The sequence below is a fragment of the Rhodococcus sp. KBW08 genome (assembly GCF_003852455.1).
Classification (GTDB): domain Bacteria; phylum Actinomycetota; class Actinomycetes; order Mycobacteriales; family Mycobacteriaceae; genus Rhodococcus_F; species Rhodococcus_F baikonurensis.
Window position 1 is genome coordinate 226777 of the sequence record NZ_QAJJ01000009.1, and the last position, 18200, is coordinate 244976.

The window sequence follows — 18200 nt, forward strand, 5'->3', positions numbered from 1 at the left end:
GGAAGGTTTTCCTCCACTATTTGTGGAAGATATTCCTCCGGTTATGATGAACTGTCAACACCGGAGGTGAATGTGCGAGCCGATGCACGTGAACGCAGGAACGCAATAGTCGACGCCGCACGCGCGGTGTTCACCGAGCGTGGGCACGACGCGCCCCTCGACGCGGTCGCAGACCTCGCGAAAGTGGGCATCGCCACGCTCTATCGGAACTTTCCGACCCGCGAGGACCTCGTGACCGCCGTCGCCGTCGCAACACTGACCGATGTCCGCGAGGCTGCCGACGTCGCACTCACGGCGATGCCCACCGATCCGACGAGTGCGTGGCACACGCTGGTGGACCGACTCGTGGAACTGCGCCTGGGCGCACTCATTCCCGCGCTGGTGGAACGTAGATTCACCGAGTTGGCGCCTGAAGTTCTGGCCGTGCGCGAGGTGACGAAAGCGAAGATGACCGCGACGATCGGCGCCGCTCAGAGCGCCGGGCTGGTCCGCCCCGATCTGCAACCCCTCGAATTTGTCATGGCTCTGGCCAAACTGACGCGCCCGCAAATCGAATTGTCGGACGAGGCCATGCCGAACCTGGTCCCGCGGTTGGTCGCGGTGTTCATGGCCGGTCTGCGTCCGGACGGTACCGACTTGCCGGTCTGATCGGCGAAACCCGACGTACCAGGCAAGGCACAATGGGGCTGTGACCGAGATACCGAAAATCCTCGTAGTCGACGACGACGCAGACGTCCTGACCTCACTCGAACGCGGATTGCGGCTCTCGGGATTCACCGTACTGACGGCGGTGGACGGAGCCGACGCGCTCCGAGTGATCTCCGACAAGCGCCCGGACGCGGTGGTCCTCGACATCAACATGCCGGTTCTCGACGGCACCGGAGTGGTGACGGCGCTTCGTGCCGCCGGCAACGAAATCCCGATCTGCGTGCTCAGCGCACGCAACTCGGTCGACGATCGCATCGCCGGGCTCGAATCCGGTGCAGACGACTACATGGTCAAACCGTTCGTCCTCGCCGAACTGGTCGCCCGGATCCGCGCGATGCTCCGGCGCAGCAACACTCCGGCCGGCGATCACGCGGAAGGTACGAACACCCTGCGCGTCGGAAACCTCGACATCGATCTTTCCGGCCGCCGAGTTCGTGTCGACGGCAAGGAAGTACCGCTCACCAAGCGCGAATTCGAGCTACTCGAAGTGCTCGCACACAATTCCGGCATCGTGCTCACTCGCGAACGTCTCCTCGAACTGGTCTGGGGCTACGACTTCGTCGCCGACACGAACGTCGTGGACGTCTTCATCGGCTATCTGCGTCGAAAGTTCGAATCCGGCGGTTCACCTCGTCTTCTGCACACCGTTCGCGGCGTCGGGTTCGTGCTTCGGGAGAACCCGTGAAGCGTCGCCGCTTCTCACTACGAACTCGCGTTGCCGCGGCCGCGGCACTGGGGGCGACGTTCATCGTCATCGCACTCGGTGTGGTCGTTGCACTGGCCATCGCACGAAACAATTTGGCTCAGTTGGACCGTCGACTCGAGACGGCGTCGACGGTCATCGTGGCCAATGCAGCAACAGCGGGACCTTTTCTCGGCGCGTTCGGAGACGGCGGCGCATTTTCCGTGACCATCCGCTCCGACACCGACGGAACCGTCAAATCCAGTACCCCGACGCGACTGCCCGAACTGCCGGTCGGCTCGGCGACCGTCGACGTGGACGGTACGAAGTACAGGGCATATACCGCCGAGGCCGACGGGATCAACGCCCTTGTCTCGCTGGCGGTTCCCTATGCCGAGGCGCGGGACATCACGGTCGATCAACAGCGTCAGGTTGCGTTCTTCGGCGTCGGGGCCGTGGCGGCCGCAGCTGCGTTGGGATGGTTGTTCGGTGGCCCGGCGGTGCGCCCTCTCGTGGAATTGACCCGTCGGATCGCCCGGCGAGATCCCGATCTCGCCACCGAGGTTTCCGGCATCCGTGAAGCGGACGAGCTTGCCGCAGCAGCAGAGTCGATGCTCAGCGACGTCGCCCGGGCACAGGCCGCGACCAACTCGGCCCTTGCTGCCGCTCGGGACTTTGCTTCCGCTTCGGCTCACGAACTCCGAACTCCGTTGACGGCGATGCGAACCGACATCGAAGTGTTGTCCATTCACGACCTCGACCACGAGCAGCGACGTGAGATCCTCACCGATCTCGCCCGCGCGCAGGGCCGTGTCGAATCAACTCTGCGAGACCTCGAGCGCCTTGCAAAGGGTGAACTCTCGACGGCCGAGGATTTCAAGGACACGGACCTGACCGAGGTCTGCGACATCGCTGCCGACGACGCACGCCGACATCATCCTGGGCTCGACGTCAGCGTAGTCACGGTGGATTCCCCACTCCCCTATTGCATCCGGGCACTTCCTGGCGGAATCCGGTTGATCCTCGACAACGCGATCACCAACGCAGTCCGCCACGGCGGCGCGAGCACGGTGCGCATCACTCTCGCGCGGCCGGTCGATTCACCGGACACCGTCACGATCACGATCGACGACAACGGTTGCGGAATACCGGCCGAGGAACGCTCGAGCGTCTTCGAGCGCTTCACTCGCGGATCGACGGCAGGCAAGACGGGTTCCGGTTTGGGCCTGGCACTGGTGGCGCAGCAGGCGGCCCTGCACGGCGGACATACGACATTTCACGACAGTCCGCTCGGCGGGGCTCGCCTGCTGGTCGAACTCAGGGATCAGCCCGGACCCGAATAGCCCCTTCAGGTCTCGATCAACTCGCCGATCCCTGACGCTGTCACTTCGATGACCCGAGCCGAGCCGATGTCGAAGAACAGTCCGGCGATACGCAGGCGACCATCCACACGGGCCTGACCGACCAGAGGATGGCGTTCGAGAGTCTGCAATTGGACTGCAACGTTGACCATTCCGAGCTGATCGACCTCCGAGAAACCCGCCTCGGCCGCAGCACGCGCCACCGGATGGCCACTCGTATATGCCTGCAAGCTCGTCTCCGCATGCCTCAGCCATTCACCGACAACTCCCGATTCCGACGAACTGTTCGTCAGGAGTGCCTGCATCGCGCCGCAGCCCGAATGTCCGCACACGATCACCGAACTGACACCCAACTCGTCGATCCCGAAGGCCAGCGCCGCTTCCACCGACGTATCGCGGCCGCCGGCAGGAACCAGGTTTCCGACGTTGCGCACGGTGAACAGGTCGCCAGGGCCACTGCTCGTGATGATGTTCGGCACCACTCGCGAATCTGCGCAGGTAAGGAAAAGAGAGTCCGGATTCTGCCCGTCGCGCAACTGATCCATGTGCGGCCGTATCGCTTCGGCGTGATGGCGATGATAGTTGGACACCCCGTCGAGAATGGGCCGCAAGGCTGGCGGGCTGCTCAGATTCCTTCCCGAAGCCTGTGGTTGCCAACTACCCCACGGAGCGAGCAATCCGCGCAGGTCGGTGACTGCGGCGCCGCGCTTCGGCGGACCGGTGGTCGCGCTCTCCATACTCACCGAGCCGACTTCGTCGATGATCACCGAACCACCTGCCAACTCGTACTGCCTCGCCCACTCTTCGATGACGTCGAAGACGGCATGGTCGAGGAAGTCGACGGACAACTCCACTGTGACGTCGGACCGTGGTGGGATTCCGGCGAGCACCGACGTGAGCTTGGGCAGCACCAGGAAGGTGCACGAGCCCTCGACCAGGACGCGCCACTTCCCGGAATCGTTGTCACCCAATTCTTCTGCGGTGACAGTTGCACGGATGACTCGCCACACCAAGAGGGCGATGGCCAGCGCCAATCCGATCAGCACACCCTCGAGCAGATTCAAGAACACGACGCCGACAACCGTGATGCCGTACACCCATAGATCACCGGTCCGTCGCGCCAACCGAATGTGCGCCAGCTTGACCAGTTGAATACCGATGACGATCAACAGTCCGGCCAGCGCAGACTTCGGAATCTGCTGCACCAACCCGGCCAGCGCAGCCGAGAACAGCAGGATCCACAGGCCGTGCATGATCGACGACGCTCGTGACTTCGCACCGGCTTCGACGTTGGTGGCGCTGCGTACGATCACACCCGTGACGGGCAGACCTCCGATCGCCCCTGACACCATGTTCGCAGTACCTTGGCCGAGCATCTCGCGGTCGAAGTTCGAACGCGGGCCCGAATGCATCTTGTCCACGGCCACAGCCGAGAGCAGACTCTCCACACTGGCGATCAGTGCGATGGTCAGGATGCCGGTTGCGACCCCGAGCCACTGTCCGTCCGGCAGCGCAGGCAGTCCGATCGAGTCCAGCAGGGACCCGTCGAGTGCAATACGCTCGACGTCGATCGGCAGCACGAGCGAAGCGAGAGTTGCCAATACGATGCCGACCAACGCGGCCGGAACTTTTCGGACGCCCGCGGGGAGATAGCGCCACCCGAGAAGAGTGGCGATGACGACGAGTCCGATCATCAAGTCCTCGACGTGCAAGGCACCGATCTGAGCGGGCAACTGCCGTAGATTGTCCAGCGCCGAGCTGGCCGAGCTTCCGCCCAACAACACGTGAACCTGTTGCAGCGCAATGGTGATGCCGATTCCGGCGAGCATCGCATGCACGACCACCGGCGCAATAGCCAGTGCTGCACGGGCAATTCGACTGAGCCCGAACACGATCTGCAGAAGACCGGCGCCGACGGTGATCAAACAGGTGACCTTCCACCCGAACTTGCCGATCAGTTCGGCGACCACCACGGTCAGACCGGCTGCGGGACCACTGACTTGCAGCGGAGAACCTCCTACAGCTCCGGCCACCACGCCGCCGACGATCGCGGCGATCAGACCTGCCATGATCGGCGCCCCGGAGGCGATCGCAATTCCCAAGGACAGGGGAAGTGCCACCAGGAAGACGACCAACGACGCCGGCACGTCGTATCTGATCAGTTGCTCGAGATACCGCCGGCTTCCACCACCCGGCGGAGACGAATCCCCCAGGACGCTCTCGTCTGCGGATGATTGTGCGTGCACTACGGACTGCGTCGACATAGATCTCCTCGCCGGACCCCGGATCCGGCTGCTGGGCAACATGTTCGAAGCGAATCGGCGATCGGTATCGCCGATCGACTGTGACCATGGTAACCGCGATTCCTTACCGTTCCCTTAGATGCGAGCCCGGACGTGGTCGACGTCACCGCCGCCCGGCACTGTGACTCGAACCTGAACATCGGTCCAAAAGATCGATCGAATTGCTTTAAACCGCAAGCATTTTGACTGAGACACCTCCCAGCGACCAGCACACCCGAGCGCCATCGGCGATAATGGTCGGGAGTGAACGCTCAACCGCAAACACAACGATGTGAAGGCAGGCACCATGTCCGATCAGTACGTCGCCGCGCAGGACCGTTACGAAGCCATGCCGTACCGCCGAACCGGTCGGAGCGGTCTCAAACTCCCAGCCATCTCGCTGGGCCTCTGGCACAACTTCGGCGACGACGTACCGATCGAGAACCAGCGCTCAGTTCTTCGGCGGGCATTCGATCTCGGAATCACCCACTTCGATCTGGCCAACAACTACGGGCCCCCGTACGGAAGCGCCGAGACGAACTTCGGCAGGATCCTGCGTGAGGATTTCTCTTCGTACCGCGAGGAATTGGTCATCTCGTCCAAAGCCGGCTGGGACATGTGGCCCGGCCCCTACGGATTCGGCGGTTCCCGCAAGTACTTGTTGTCGTCCCTCGATCAGTCGCTCGGCCGACTCGGCGTCGACTACGTCGACATCTTCTACAGCCATCGCCCTGACGCCGAAACTCCGATCGACGAGACCGCAGGCGCCCTGATCAGCGCTGTCCAGCAGGGCAAGGCCCTGTACGCGGGTATCAGTTCGTACTCGCCGGAGCGCACCCGCGAAATCGCCGCACTGCTCACCGCTGCGGGGGTTCCGCTCTTGATCCACCAGCCGAGCTATTCGATGCTGAATCGCTGGATCGAGCAGGATCTGCTATCGGCTGTCGACGATCTCGGAGTGGGCGTGATCGCGTTCTCACCACTCGCTCAAGGCATGCTCACCGATCGCTATCTGAATGGTGTCCCCGAGGATTCCCGTGCAGCTCAAGGTAAGTCACTGGATCCGTCGTGGCTGACCGACGACGCCCTCACCCACATTCGCGCGCTCGACGACATAGCGTCAGCTCGCGGCCAGTCGCTGGCCCAGCTGGCACTGAGCTGGGCACTTCGCGATTCGCGGGTCACCTCGGTACTGATCGGTGCGTCCAGTGTCGCGCAACTCGAAGCCAATGTCGGCGCGCTCGACAATCTCGAATTCAGTACAGACGAACTGGCCTCCATCGATCAGCACGCCAAGGACAGCGGCATCAATCTGTGGGCAGAGGCCAGTTCGATCTGAGTGAGAACTTCAGCTAGAGCTGAGGCAACTCCACGTTCACGTGCTCGCCCTCTTCGAACACGGCCGACGCCGGCCCGACGATCAAGGGATCCGGAGTACCGACAGCCCGGTGATCCTTGTTGGGATAGTCGAAGCTGGCGAGCACGTGACGCATCGCCTCGAGGCGAGCGCGCTTCTTGTCGTTGCTCTTGATCACCGTCCAGGGCGCGTCTCCGGTATCGGTGTAGAAGAACATCGCTTCCTTGGCCTGGGTGTAGTCGTCCCACTTGTCGAGCGACGCCAGATCGGTCGGTGAGAGCTTCCACTGACGCACCGGGTCCGTTCGGCGGGCCGCGAACCGCGCCAACTGCTCTTCGCGGCTGACCGAGAACCACAGCTTGTGCAGATGAATCCCGGAGTTGACGAGCATCCGCTCGAAGTCCGGGGTCTCTCTCATGAACTCGAGATATTGCGTCGGCGTGCAGTAACCCATCACTCGTTCGACGCCGGCGCGGTTGTACCAGGACCGGTCCATCATCACTATCTCGCCGCCGCTGGGCAGGTGTGCGACATAGCGTTGGAAATACCACTGCGTCCGCTCGATGTCCGTGGGCTTCTCGAGCGCGACTACGCGGGCGCCACGGGGATTGAGATGCTCGGTGAATCTCTTGATCGACCCGCCCTTACCGGCAGCATCGCGACCTTCGAAGATGATGAGCACTTTCTGACCGGTTTCCTTGACCCACAACTGCAGCTTGAGCAGCTCGATCTGCAGACGCCGCTTCTTCCGCTCGTACTCGCGGCGCGACATCTTCTTCTCGTAGGGGTAACCCTGCTTCCAGGCATCCGAGAACTCTGAAGGCTCCAGCCCGCCGAGCTTGTGCTTGAGGCTCGAGAGCTCGTCGATCTCGGCTGCGTAGTCCTCGGTGACGGAAATTCTGGTCGACGGGGTCGGCAGGTCAGGAACCCGACCGTCCACACCGCTGGCGTCGGGGCTCATGAATACGCACTCCCTGTCGTCGAAATGAACGAACGTCCGGAAAGTGAATTTTACGCGCCGAAGCCCGCTCCCGCGGGTCCGAAGAGAATGTTGCTTGGCATCGAGGAGGTAACGACAGGTCCGGCTTCCCAGTCGCCGAACCCTCACGCGGTACCTTGATCGAGGTAACTGAGACGGTCGGTAACCCCGAGAGAAGAGAGTTCTGGCGAGATGCGAGTAGACGGACGGGAGATCCCGGTAACGGGAAGCCTCCTGCCACCACTGCACCGCCGTACGAGCGACATCATGCGGGTTGCGATCGCTGCTGTGCTGCTCGGCGGCGTGATCGCGGGATCCCTGATCACGCGAAGCCAGTGGGACGCCCTCGAAACGTCGGTGTCCAACATCGTCGGAGTTCTGTCACCGAGCCTGTCCGACACCGTGTACCTGCTCTACGGCATCGCAATTCTGGCGCTACCGTTCGCCATCCTGATCGGCCTGATCGTCGGGCGCCGGTGGAAGTTGCTGGCCGGATACGCCGCTGCCGGTCTGTGCGCCGGTGTCGCGTTGTCCTTCACCGGAACAGGACTGGCCGCACCGAAATGGCATCTCGACGTGCCGGACCGACTCGACGCCACCTTCCTGTCTCAATTCCTCGACGATCCGCGATGGATCGCAATGCTCGCGGCGGTGCTCACCGTCTCGGGCCCGTGGCTTCCGAAGAAGTGGCGACGAGCCTGGTGGACGCTGCTTCTGCTCTTCGCTCCTATTCATCTGATCGTCAGCTCGATCGTTCCCGCACGATCGATGCTGGGTCTCGCCGTCGGATATCTGATCGGCGCGGTGATCGTTCTCGCCGTCGGCACCCCTGCCCTCGAAGTGCCGTTGGACTCGGCAGTACGCGTACTCGCGCGGCGCGGTTACCGCGTCACCGCTTTCCGCGTCGTGAGTCCCTCGGGAATCGGGCCTCTTGTCATGTCCGCAGCCATCGACAAGGCACCGGACGATGAACCTTTCGACGAACTCGTCGTCGAGTTGTACGGACAGAACCAGCGAAGCAGCGGAGCAATTCGACAGACGTTCCGCTGGATCTCGTTCCGGAACCGTGAAACTCCGCCGCCCTACGGATCGCTTCGTCGCGCCGTCGAACACCGAGCGCTCATGGGTATCGCTTTCGCCGACATCGGTTTGGCCAGCTCCAAGGCCGTCGCCATCTCGGTACTCGACCGCGGGTGGGAGATGTACGCGCGCCCGAGTCCTCGCGGCATCCCCCTTGCCGTCGCCGTCGAGAACCAAGCGGGCGAGGAAGAATCCACCAAACTGATCGACGCGCTGTGGCAAACACTGCACACCGCTCACGTGCACCAGATGGCGCACGGCGACCTGCGCGCTTCGGAGATTCGTGTCGAAGGCGGAACCATCCTCTTCGGCGGGTACGCGTACTCCGAATTCGGCGCCACCGAAGTTCAGATGCAGTCCGACAACGCACAACTTCTCTTCGCCACCGCATCACTGTTCGGGGTCGATGCAGCGGTGGACGCCGCGATTCGAGCGCAAGGCGCAGACACGATTCTCGCCGCCTCCGGCCGATTGACCACCGCTGCATTGCCCAACCGCATTCGGCGGACCGTCACGGATTCCGCGAAACTGATGACCGAGATCCGGGACGAGGTCGGTGCCAAGAACGGGATCGAAAAGGTCGCTCCCGCACAGGTCACCCGGTTCAGTCGCAACCAACTGATCCAGCTCGTTCTGCTCATCGGTCTGGTCTACGTCGCCTACCCCTTCATCAGCCAGGTCCCCGCGTTCATCACCGAACTGAAGACGGCCAACTGGTGGTGGGCGCTGCTCGGCCTCGGCGTCTCCGCACTGACATACGTCGGCGCGGCAGCGGCCCTGTGGGCCTGTGCGTCGTCGATGGTCAGTTACCGCAACCTCCTGATCATGCAGGTGGCCAACACCTTTGCGGCGACCACAACACCGGCCGGAGTCGGCGGACTCGCGCTGAGTGTGCGGTTCCTGCAGAAGGGCGGGCTCGGTACCGTCCGTGCAACGGCCGCAGTCGCGTTGCAACAGACGGTTCAGGTGGTCACCCACGTCGGCTTGCTGATCTTCTTCTCGATCGTCGCCGGACGCGATACGAACCTTTCACACTTCATCCCGGGATCCACCGTTCTGTATCTGGCGGGCGGCGTCGCGCTCGGAGTTCTCGGTGCATTCATGTTCATCCCGAAGCTCCGTGGGTGGCTACGCGACGATCTGCGTCCTCAGATCACCGAAGTGTTGGGTGAACTGAGCCAACTCGCGCGAAACCCCACGCGTTTCCTCATCATCGTGGGCGGCAGCGCCGCAACAACTCTGGGTGCCGCCCTGGCTCTGTGGGCAAGCGTCGAGGCATTCGGCGGAGGAACGACGTTCATCACCGTCACCATCGTGACGATGATCGGTGGGACGCTCGCCTCGGCGGCTCCGACACCGGGTGGCGTCGGAGCCGTCGAGGCCGCCCTCATCGGCGGTCTGTCCGCGTTCGGACTGCCGGCAAGCATCGCGGTCCCGTCAGTCCTGCTCTACCGAGTCCTGACCTGCTGGCTCCCGGTGTTCTGCGGTTGGCCGACCCTGCGATGGCTGCAGAAGAACGACATGGTCTGAGCTGTTCCCGTTACTTCTGGCGAACGACGTGCGCCTGCAGTGCTTCACCGTCCTCGTCGACCCAGCCCTTGCTCTGCGCGTAGTCGACCATCGCGGCAACACCTTCGACGTCCGTGGTGCTCTCGCGAACACGGGCCACCGAGATGAAGGCACTACCACCGCTGACGTATCCGTAATCTCGAGCGCGCAAGAGCTCGTCCAGTTCGGAATCGGAGATGTCGGCAGTCACCTCGACGTGAAAAGCCTTCAGGTTATCCACATCGCGGACGCTGACGCGGCCGTTGTCCACCAGTACAAACATGGCTTTCCTTTCCTGGATCATCCACGACGATGAGTGCGTACCGATTACACGCCGGCGACAGGTCTGTGGATCCGACTCGCAGTGCCAGGCGTCGTCCACCGATCCTGTCACGATCTTGTGGTCACCACCGTCGACTACGGCGTCCGAGAATGTTGATCGCGAACTTCCGCATTCCTTCGATCAGGCCGAGAACTCCGACTGCCGATCCAGTGCCACCGCGGTCATCGGCGTATCCATCGACAACGACATGGTTGCCCTGAGGATCGTTCACGAGGTCAGCCCTTGTCTGCCAACTCTTGTGCGTACTTCTTCGTCATGTGGTCGACGGCGTCGAGTTGTGCCTGGGCATGCCCTTCCCGGACGGCGCGCGCATGAGCTGCCGCGTCGAGCGTCGCCTGCGCCTGTCCTTGGAAATGCGGAAAAACCTCCTGCGCGAACAACTCTGCCGAACGTCGTGTGTCCTGCGGGTTCGCCCAATCGTGGCCCATCTGCAGCATGCAGCCGAAACCACCGGACTGGTCCCACAGCCGTTGCACCTGGCGCCTGGCCTGCTCCGGTGTGCCGATGACACCGATGCCGGCTTCGTTGATGAAGTCGATCATCTCGCTCAGGCGCGCACCGGATACGGCCATCTGGGGGAAGGCCGCCACGTGCTGGAAATAGTCGAACCACTCCTCGATGCCGTATTCGACCTGCTTGCGTGCTTCCGCCTCGGTTTCGGCGATATGGAAAGGCCCGGCAAGAGACCACTGCCGACGATCCACCGTCGTCCCGTTGACCTCCGCGCGCTCCTCCATCACATTCCAGTGGTGCGCCAAGGCGTCGAAACCGTCGGCGGACAACGTTGCTCCGATGGAGAGCAGGCCGAGACCGTGCGTACCGGCCAGGCGAGGACCGGTCGGGGAAGCCACTGCGGCCACGGTGATTTCGATGCCGTTCTCCGAGTACGGAGCGAGCTGCAGCTTGGCGTCGTACAACTCGTGAGTTCGGGTCTTCGCGGACACCGTCTCGCCACGAAGAAGGCGCACGACGATGTCGAGGTTCTCCTGCAACAACTCTCGGGTGTCCGTCGGGTTCAGACCGATCATCGCCGAGTCGGTGGGCAACGAACCGGGCCCGACTCCGAAGATGGTGCGCCCCTGAGTGAGGTGGTCCAACTGCATGATTCGATCCGCGGCCCACAGCGGGTTGTGATACGACAGGGATGTCACGCCCGTGCCGAAACGAATCCGCGGCGCACGCTGCGAGGCTGCGGCGATCATGATTTCCGGCGACGCGATGATCTCGCTTCCGGCAGAGTGATGCTCACCGAACCACGCCTCGTCGTAGCCCAACCGATCGAGGTGTTCGACCAGTTCGAGATCGCGCTGCAGTGCAGCGGTGGGATTGCGTCCGGGGACGTGGAACGGGGCCATGAAATACCCGAAACGAAGCCTGCTCATGAGTTCTCCTAGTGCTCTGGGCCAACTCCTGGCCGTGCACCGAAAACGCTATCCGCGACGTGACCGTGGTCACAGTGCACGAAAGTGGACAATCTCAGCCGCGTTGGTCGGCAAGTTTCTGCTCGTAGACCAACTTCACGAACTCGGCACGGTTGCGCACGTGCAGAACGGCGAGGATGCGGCTGACGTACTTCTTCACCGTGTCCGGACTCAGCGACAAGATCGCCGCAATTTCGTCGTTGGTGTGACCATCCGCCAACAACTCCGCGAGATCGATCTGCCTGGGCGTCAGCTTCTCTCGCCAGCCCGGCTCACGTTGACCGGGAAGCGTCTGACACAACAGCGACAACTGCCTGCCCAAGATGCCCAAACCCGCGATGTCGCGCCCTGACAGATCCTTGCCTTCGGAATCGAAGATTCCCACCAAACCGTGACCACCGTGGGCGAGCTCGAGATGCATCACCGACGCACTGTGCAGTCGCTTGCGATAGAGAAAATCTCGTAGGTAGGTCGCCGACTGCGAAGGGACATCAGCCAACTGCGTGTGCGTGATGGCCGGGGAGGCCAACAGCGTCGCCCGTGATTGTGCCGTCGCAAAGACGTCGTCGAGGTACCAATGCGCTTGGTACTCGTCGAGGATCGGCGTGATCCGCCCGGTCGTCACCGGATTCGGATCGGCGAAGGCCGTCGTGAAGGTCGGGCCGGAAAGGAACGTGGTGTTGGGGCAGCCGTAGTGATCGTGCAACGCCACCATGAGGAGGTTCTTGAGCTGATCGAGCGTTCTCGCCGCCGAGCAGTAGTCGAGGATGGCGAAGACACGGTCGTAGTCCGCCGCAGACAAAGCCACGTCACCGCCACCACGCACGCCTACCACCTCGCCGGAACTATGATCCAGATCACTCATCGAACAGCATAGGCACTGCGCTCGTGAAACGGACAAGTTCGTCGCCTACCTGCACTGTTGGGGTCGATACCGGATACTGACCCCTATGTCGGAACTCGGAAAAGAACCAGACGAGAAGCAGAAGGCAGTGCTGGAGCGGCACGCGTCGTGGATCGAATTGTTCTTCGACCTCGTCGTGGTTGCCGGTATCGGTCAGCTTGCTCACCTGCTCCACGGTTCGCCGTCGTGGTCGGATGTCGCGCTCTACGCCTTGCTCTATCTCGCGTTCTGGACCGCGTGGGCGACGTTCACGATGTACGGCAACGTAGCCGGCGATCGCGTCCGCATTCCGAGCATGCTGATCGCCATGTTCGGGCTCGCCGTCATGATGGCGGCAGTGGCCGGTATCCACGACAACCATGCGCTGGCCTTCGCTGTCGCCTACGTAGCCGTGCGTCTGCTGGCGAGTCGGGTGTGGCACAACGGCCAGATCGTCGTGGACTGGCCGATCGCCCAGATGTCGCTCGGTGTGATTCCGTGGATCGTCTCGTTCTGGTTCGAAGGCGACACCCGCTTCTGGCTCTGGACTGCCGGCGTCACCATCGACCTGCTGATCATGTTCGTCGTCTCCGGCAGCGCGATCATGGAAGACGCGCAGGAAAAGCTCGACCGCATCATCAAGGTGCGCGGGTTCAAGGACGACCGGATGCCCGAACTCGAAGCCCTGCACTCCGATCGGGCGCATCTTGCCGAGCGGCTGGGGCTGTACGTCATCATCGTATTGGGCGAGGGTGTGATCCTCGTGATCTCGGCGGCCTCGAAGCTCACCTGGGACTCGACCGTGGTCAGCCTCGCCGTCGGGTCGTTCGTTCTGCTGTCCGGCATGTGGGCGCTCTCGCTTCTCTACGGTCACGCCGGTGTTCCGCACCTGCAGCCCGAGAAGTTTCCCGCTCGCATCGACATGGCCCTGCACTGTTTCACCACCGGGGCTATCGCGGTTCTGGTCGCAGGACTCGGAGCGGCGACCGAACACGGCGCGGAACACACGCCCGCGAACCTGCGGTGGCTGTTGTGCGGAAGCATCGCAGTCTATTTCGGAATCAGCATGGTGGCGGGTCTGTTTGCGCGATCGGACCGACGGTGGCTGCTCGGCTGGGCACTCCCCTGCACAGCCATCCCCGTCGTCATGGGCATCGTCGGCACGCACATGAGCGCGACGTGGATCATCTGGGTACTGGTCGCCACCGTCACCTGGCAGAACGGCTACGAGTACGCGCAGGTGCGGCGGTCGCGCCGCTCTGCTGTGCGCCTTTATTAACCCCCCGCGGTTAATAAAGGCGCACAGCAGGGACAGTCTTTACCCTCACTGCCGGGTCGAAGCGATAGGGCTGCGCCAACAGAATTCCGGCCAATCGCTTACGCAACCTCGACATCTCGGCCCGGACGGTCACCGTCTTGCGCGGATCGCCGAACAACTGCGAGGCGAGCTGCGAGGCCGTGAGGCCCTCGTCCGCCTGTGTCAGAGCCACGAGGATCTGCGAATGGCGCGGACTGAGGTCGATACTCCAACTCCCCATTGCCGAGGAGTACCGCAGTTCCATCGCGTTCTGATCTCGCAAATCCAATTCGACTTCGGCACACACCGTTCCGGACGCCGGGTTCACTCGAGGGCGGATGAGCCACCCACCCGGAAGCGGCTCGCACATACACAATCCGAGCGTCGGGAGCCAATGCTCGCCGCTGCTCATCACTTTCGGCAGTGCGATTCGGTAGATCGGCGCCATCGAGTCCACCGCCGCGACCCAGCCGTTACGGTCCACGACCACGGTCGGCTGGCTCGCACGAGCCAGTGTCGACGCCGAGATCATCCGGAGCTGATCCAGTCCGATTCGATGTTTCTCCCGCAGTGCGGATTCCGCCAGCCTGGCCACGCTGTCCACCAGTGCGAGAGTCGACGGGTGGACTGTGTCTGCTGCGCCGGCGACGTTGACGACGGCGATGGCCCGGCGACTACGCGGATCCCGAACCGTCGCCCCCGAGCAGGTCCACGGATGCTGCGAGCGCGAGTAGTGCTCGGCCGAGAACACCTGCACTGCCGAACCCGAAGCCAACGAGGTACCGATTCCGTTGGTACCTACAGCTTCCTCGGTCCACGACGCGCCCTCGATCATTCCGAGGCGTTCGGCCCGATCCAGCATTCGACTGGGCCCGCGGCGCCAGAGGATGCGTCCGTGGCGGTCCGCCACCACGATCAGATTCGCGTCGTCCGGGCCGACGAGCGGTGCCAGGCCTTGTACCGCCTCGTCCAATATCTCCGTCATTCCGGCGGCGCGCCGGCTCTCTTCGATCTCGGATTCGCGTCCGGTCCTGGTGATCGAGCACCGCTCCGGATCGAGTCCGAGTGCGCGCAGCCGCGACCACGAATCGGCGATCACGGAGCGCGGGCGTGCGGGCGGTTTGCGCCCCGACATCGTTGCTTCGTACACGGATTCGAGAACACGTGCGTACTGCGCCGCGTCTTCACCACTACCCAGGGCCGGTTCGAGTCGATTCGTTGCGCCGATCACACTCCAGTCCTATGTGATGGGGTCACCGAAAGCGAGCGTTGCACCCGGTTGCAGAGTTGTCCGCGTGCGTGAACGTAGGACGACGTTCACGCACGCGAACTGTGCTCACGCGTTGAGGGGTCTCCCCAACGCCGAGAGCACAGACTCGTGCATTGCCTCCGAGAGCGTCGGATGAGCAAACACGACCTCGGCGAGATCCTCACCGGTGGCTTCGAGGGATCGAGCGATACCGAAACCCTGAATCTGCTCGGTCACATCCGGACCGACCATGTGCGCGCCGAGCAGTTCCCCGGTATCGGCGTCGAAAATCGTCTTGACGAAGCCTTCGGCCTCGCCGATCGCCAATGCCTTGCCGTTCGCCTGAAGGTCGAAGTGTCCGACCCGCAGCGTGCGACCCGTACCGGCGCACTGCTTCTCCGTCAGACCCAGACTCGCCACCTGTGGGCGGGCATACGTGCATCCCGGAACGAAGTCACGATCGAGAGGATGAACATCGGTCACGCCCGCGAGCTTCTCGACGCACAGGACAGCTTCGTGACTCGCCTTGTGCGCCAGACATGGAGCGCCCGCAACGTCACCGATGGCGTAGATCCCGAAAGCACTGGTACGGCACCACTGGTCCGTGACGATCGCACCGCGCTCGATCTCGACGCCCAGAGCCTCCAACCCCAGATCCTCGACGTTGCCGGTGATCCCGGCCGCCACCAACACCCGGTCCACGGTCAACGTCTGGACACCGTCGCTCGTCTGCACGCTCACCTCGACGGCATCGGCTCCGACAGTCACGGCCGACACCGAGGCTCCGGTGTGAATCGTGATGCCACGCTTCTCGAACTGCCTGCGAACGAACACCGAAATCTCTTCGTCCTCGACCGGCATGATGTGTGGTGCCATCTCGACAATGGTCACCTCGGTGCCGAGATCGCGGTACAGGCTGGCGAATTCGACTCCGATCGCGCCGGACCCGATCACGAGCATCGACTTCGGCAGTTCCTTCGGGACGAGCGCCTCGAAGTAGGTCCACACCCGATCACCGTCGGGGACAACCCCGGGAATCGAACGCGGACGGGCGCCGGTTGCAATGATCACGTGGTCGGCTCGATACGTCTGACCTTCCACGGACACGACGCCCTTGTCCACCAACTTCGCGGTGCCTGAGATGACGTCGACGCCGTTCTTCTTCATCAGATAGGCAACACCGCCGGACAATCTCTCCGAAACCCCTCGGCTGAACGACACCAACTTCGAGATGTCGAACTGGACAGACGCCGAACTGAATCCGTATTTGTCGAGTTCGCTCAAGGTATGCGCGACGTCCGCGCCGTGAAGCATCGCTTTGGTGGGGATACAACCCCAGTTGAGGCAGATGCCCCCCAGGCGATCACGTTCTACCAGCGCTACGTTCAACCCCAACTGGGCGGCCCGGATCGCCGCCACGTAACCACCGGGGCCACCACCGACGACAAGAACGTCGTATTTCTTCGACGTATTGCTTTCCACCACAGCCCCTTACACCAACATCAGCGCGGGAGAAGAGACAAACCGCTGGAGTTCCCGAAGGAAGGTCGCACCCAACGCTCCGTCGATCACCCGGTGATCGCACGAGAGGGTCACGGTCATCACCGTCCGAACCGAAACCGTGTCGCCGACCACCACGGCCCGCTTCTCCCCCGCACCCACGGCGAGGATCGCTCCCTGGGGCGGATTGATGATCGCGTCGAACGCCTTGATCCCGAACATACCGAGATTGGACACTGTGAAAGTTCCGCCCTGGAATTCTTCGGGACGGAGCTTGCCGGTCTTCGCCTTGGTGGCCAACGAGAGCACCTCACCGGAGATGTCCGCCAACGACTTGGTATTCGCGTTGCGCACGATGGGCGTGATCAGCCCGGTCGGAAGTGCAACTGCCACCGAGACATCCGCCGACGCGAATCGAAGGACCGCTTCGTTCGCGGCATCGTACTGGACGTTCACGTCCGGCACCTTCGTCAGCGCAGCGGCGCAGGCCTTCACGATGAAGTCGTTGACCGACAGCTTGACTGCCGGAACACTCGCATTGATCTCCTTGCGCAGAGCGAGGAGCGCATCGAGCTCGAGATCCGCCGTGAGCCGGAAATGGGGTGCCTGCTGCTTGGACGCCTGCAACCTACCAGCGATTGCCGATCGCATGGGTGTGAACGGAATTGTGGTGTATTCCGGTTCGACAGCAACGGTTCCCGGCTCGGCCGCCGCATCAGGTAGGAGCTGCGCGGAACGGGCGGCGTCGTGCACGTCGGCCACGCAGACGCGCCCCCTCGAACCCGTCGGACGACAGTCGTGCAGATTGACGCCCAGCGATCGGGCAGTTCTGCGTGCGACCGGAGTGGCAGGCACGGCACTGTCGTCGGCGGTCGATCGCAGCGGAAGGCCGGATCTCGTGGCCGGCGCCACCGGCGCAACAGTGCCACCGGCGTCACGAATCGCGTCGTCGATGTCTCGGACGCTGATCCGCCCGAGTGGGCCGGTGCCCACTACGGCGGCGAGATCGATTCCGAGCGATTCGGCACGTCGGAGTGCGCGAGGACTCGCAAACACATCGTCCTGCGTCGTGCCCTGCAGAACGCTCGGTACGACGGTGGAACCGGTTGGTGCAGGCTTTGCCACAGCAACCACCTTCGCAGCCGGCGTAGCCGTAGGTGTCGCGGGTGCCGCCGGTTCGGCAGCTGGTGACGGTGACGGCTCTTCCGCCGGCGCTGTTGCGCCGCGGGCGGCGAGGAACTGCTCGATCTCCGCATCTGTCGCAGACGCATCGGCGGACACACCGATCACGGCGCCGACGGGCAGAGTCTGCCCCGGCGTGCCGACGATCTTGCGGAGAACACCGTCGAACGGTGCCTCCAGCTCGTTGGTGATCTTGCTGGTCTCGATCTCACAGATCAACTGGCCCTTGGTGAACGAGTCACCTTCCTCGATGAGCCATGCGTTGACCAGCCCCTCCTCCATGGAGAGCCCCCACTTGGGGATGTCGATAGCTTTGATATCGGCCATG

15 protein-coding genes are annotated in these 18200 nt (G+C 63.0%); 6 read left to right on the forward strand and 9 right to left on the reverse strand.

What is annotated here, in order from left to right; genetic code table 11:
• Positions 1-72: 72 nt before the first annotated feature.
• Genes DBV08_RS11875 through DBV08_RS11885 form a run of 3 tightly spaced genes read left to right on the forward strand, consistent with a single transcriptional unit; the run spans position 73 to position 2733 of the window.
• On the forward strand, positions 73-648 hold the full coding sequence (locus tag DBV08_RS11875; protein WP_124567550.1) for a TetR/AcrR family transcriptional regulator: 576 nt from the start codon (positions 73-75) through the stop codon (positions 646-648).
• Positions 649-688: 40 nt separating this feature from the next.
• Entirely contained in the window at positions 689-1393 is a 705-nt protein-coding gene (locus tag DBV08_RS11880; RefSeq protein ID WP_095971255.1) for a response regulator transcription factor, read from the forward strand.
• On the forward strand, positions 1390-2733 hold the full coding sequence (locus DBV08_RS11885; protein ID WP_124567551.1) for a sensor histidine kinase KdpD: 1344 nt from the start codon (positions 1390-1392) through the stop codon (positions 2731-2733). The genes DBV08_RS11880 and DBV08_RS11885 overlap by 4 nt, the downstream gene beginning before the upstream one ends.
• A 5-nt stretch (positions 2734-2738) precedes the next feature.
• Here the strand turns inward: DBV08_RS11885 and DBV08_RS11890 are convergent, their stop codons facing one another.
• On the reverse strand, positions 2739-5015 hold the full coding sequence (locus DBV08_RS11890) for a bifunctional SulP family inorganic anion transporter/carbonic anhydrase (RefSeq protein ID WP_124567552.1): 2277 nt from the start codon (positions 5013-5015) through the stop codon (positions 2739-2741).
• A 325-nt stretch (positions 5016-5340) separates the two neighbouring features.
• Between DBV08_RS11890 and mgrA the strand changes: the two genes are divergently transcribed.
• Positions 5341-6372, forward strand: a complete 1032-nt coding sequence (gene mgrA, locus DBV08_RS11895) for an L-glyceraldehyde 3-phosphate reductase (RefSeq protein WP_124567553.1) — start codon at positions 5341-5343, stop codon at positions 6370-6372.
• A 13-nt stretch (positions 6373-6385) separates the two neighbouring features.
• Here the strand turns inward: mgrA and ppk2 are convergent, their stop codons facing one another.
• Positions 6386-7351: a polyphosphate kinase 2 gene (gene ppk2 / locus DBV08_RS11900; RefSeq protein WP_095971258.1), complete on the reverse strand. Its 966-nt coding sequence runs from the start codon at positions 7349-7351 to the stop codon at positions 6386-6388.
• Positions 7352-7561: 210 nt separating this feature from the next.
• Here ppk2 and DBV08_RS11905 point away from each other — a divergent pair, with 210 nt between their 5' ends.
• Positions 7562-9979: a lysylphosphatidylglycerol synthase transmembrane domain-containing protein gene (locus tag DBV08_RS11905; protein WP_095971259.1), complete on the forward strand. Its 2418-nt coding sequence runs from the start codon at positions 7562-7564 to the stop codon at positions 9977-9979.
• A 10-nt stretch (positions 9980-9989) separates the two neighbouring features.
• Here the strand turns inward: DBV08_RS11905 and DBV08_RS11910 are convergent, their stop codons facing one another.
• The 4 genes from DBV08_RS11910 to DBV08_RS11925 form a co-directional block, all read right to left on the reverse strand.
• The gene (locus DBV08_RS11910) at positions 9990-10280 is read right to left on the reverse strand and encodes a hypothetical protein (RefSeq protein WP_124567554.1); all 291 of its coding nucleotides are present in this window, start codon (positions 10278-10280) and stop codon (positions 9990-9992) included.
• Positions 10281-10401: 121 nt separating this feature from the next.
• Positions 10402-10551, reverse strand: a complete 150-nt coding sequence (locus DBV08_RS32295; protein ID WP_185564593.1) for a hypothetical protein — start codon at positions 10549-10551, stop codon at positions 10402-10404.
• A gap of 4 nt (positions 10552-10555) precedes the next feature.
• The gene (locus DBV08_RS11920) at positions 10556-11722 is read right to left on the reverse strand and encodes an LLM class flavin-dependent oxidoreductase (protein WP_124567555.1); all 1167 of its coding nucleotides are present in this window, start codon (positions 11720-11722) and stop codon (positions 10556-10558) included.
• 94 nt (positions 11723-11816) lie between these two features.
• On the reverse strand, positions 11817-12626 hold the full coding sequence (locus DBV08_RS11925; protein ID WP_095971261.1) for a helix-turn-helix transcriptional regulator: 810 nt from the start codon (positions 12624-12626) through the stop codon (positions 11817-11819).
• 85 nt (positions 12627-12711) lie between these two features.
• Between DBV08_RS11925 and DBV08_RS11930 the strand changes: the two genes are divergently transcribed.
• A complete protein-coding gene (locus tag DBV08_RS11930) occupies positions 12712-13923 on the forward strand; it encodes a low temperature requirement protein A (RefSeq protein WP_124567556.1) in 1212 nt (403 codons plus the stop codon).
• 10 nt (positions 13924-13933) lie between these two features.
• Here the strand turns inward: DBV08_RS11930 and DBV08_RS11935 are convergent, their stop codons facing one another.
• The 3 genes from DBV08_RS11935 to DBV08_RS11945 all read right to left on the reverse strand — a co-directional run bounded on the left by DBV08_RS11935 (position 13934) and on the right by DBV08_RS11945 (position 18199).
• Complete coding sequence (locus DBV08_RS11935) at positions 13934-15172, reverse strand: helix-turn-helix domain-containing protein (RefSeq protein ID WP_124567557.1); 1239 nt, start codon at positions 15170-15172, stop codon at positions 13934-13936.
• A gap of 105 nt (positions 15173-15277) precedes the next feature.
• Positions 15278-16675, reverse strand: coding sequence for a dihydrolipoyl dehydrogenase (gene lpdA, locus DBV08_RS11940; RefSeq protein WP_124567558.1), 1398 nt, complete (start codon positions 16673-16675; stop codon positions 15278-15280).
• Between the two features lie 6 nt (positions 16676-16681).
• On the reverse strand, positions 16682-18199 hold the full coding sequence (locus DBV08_RS11945) for a 2-oxo acid dehydrogenase subunit E2 (protein WP_124567559.1): 1518 nt from the start codon (positions 18197-18199) through the stop codon (positions 16682-16684).
• Between the last annotated feature and the right edge of the window lies 1 nt (position 18200).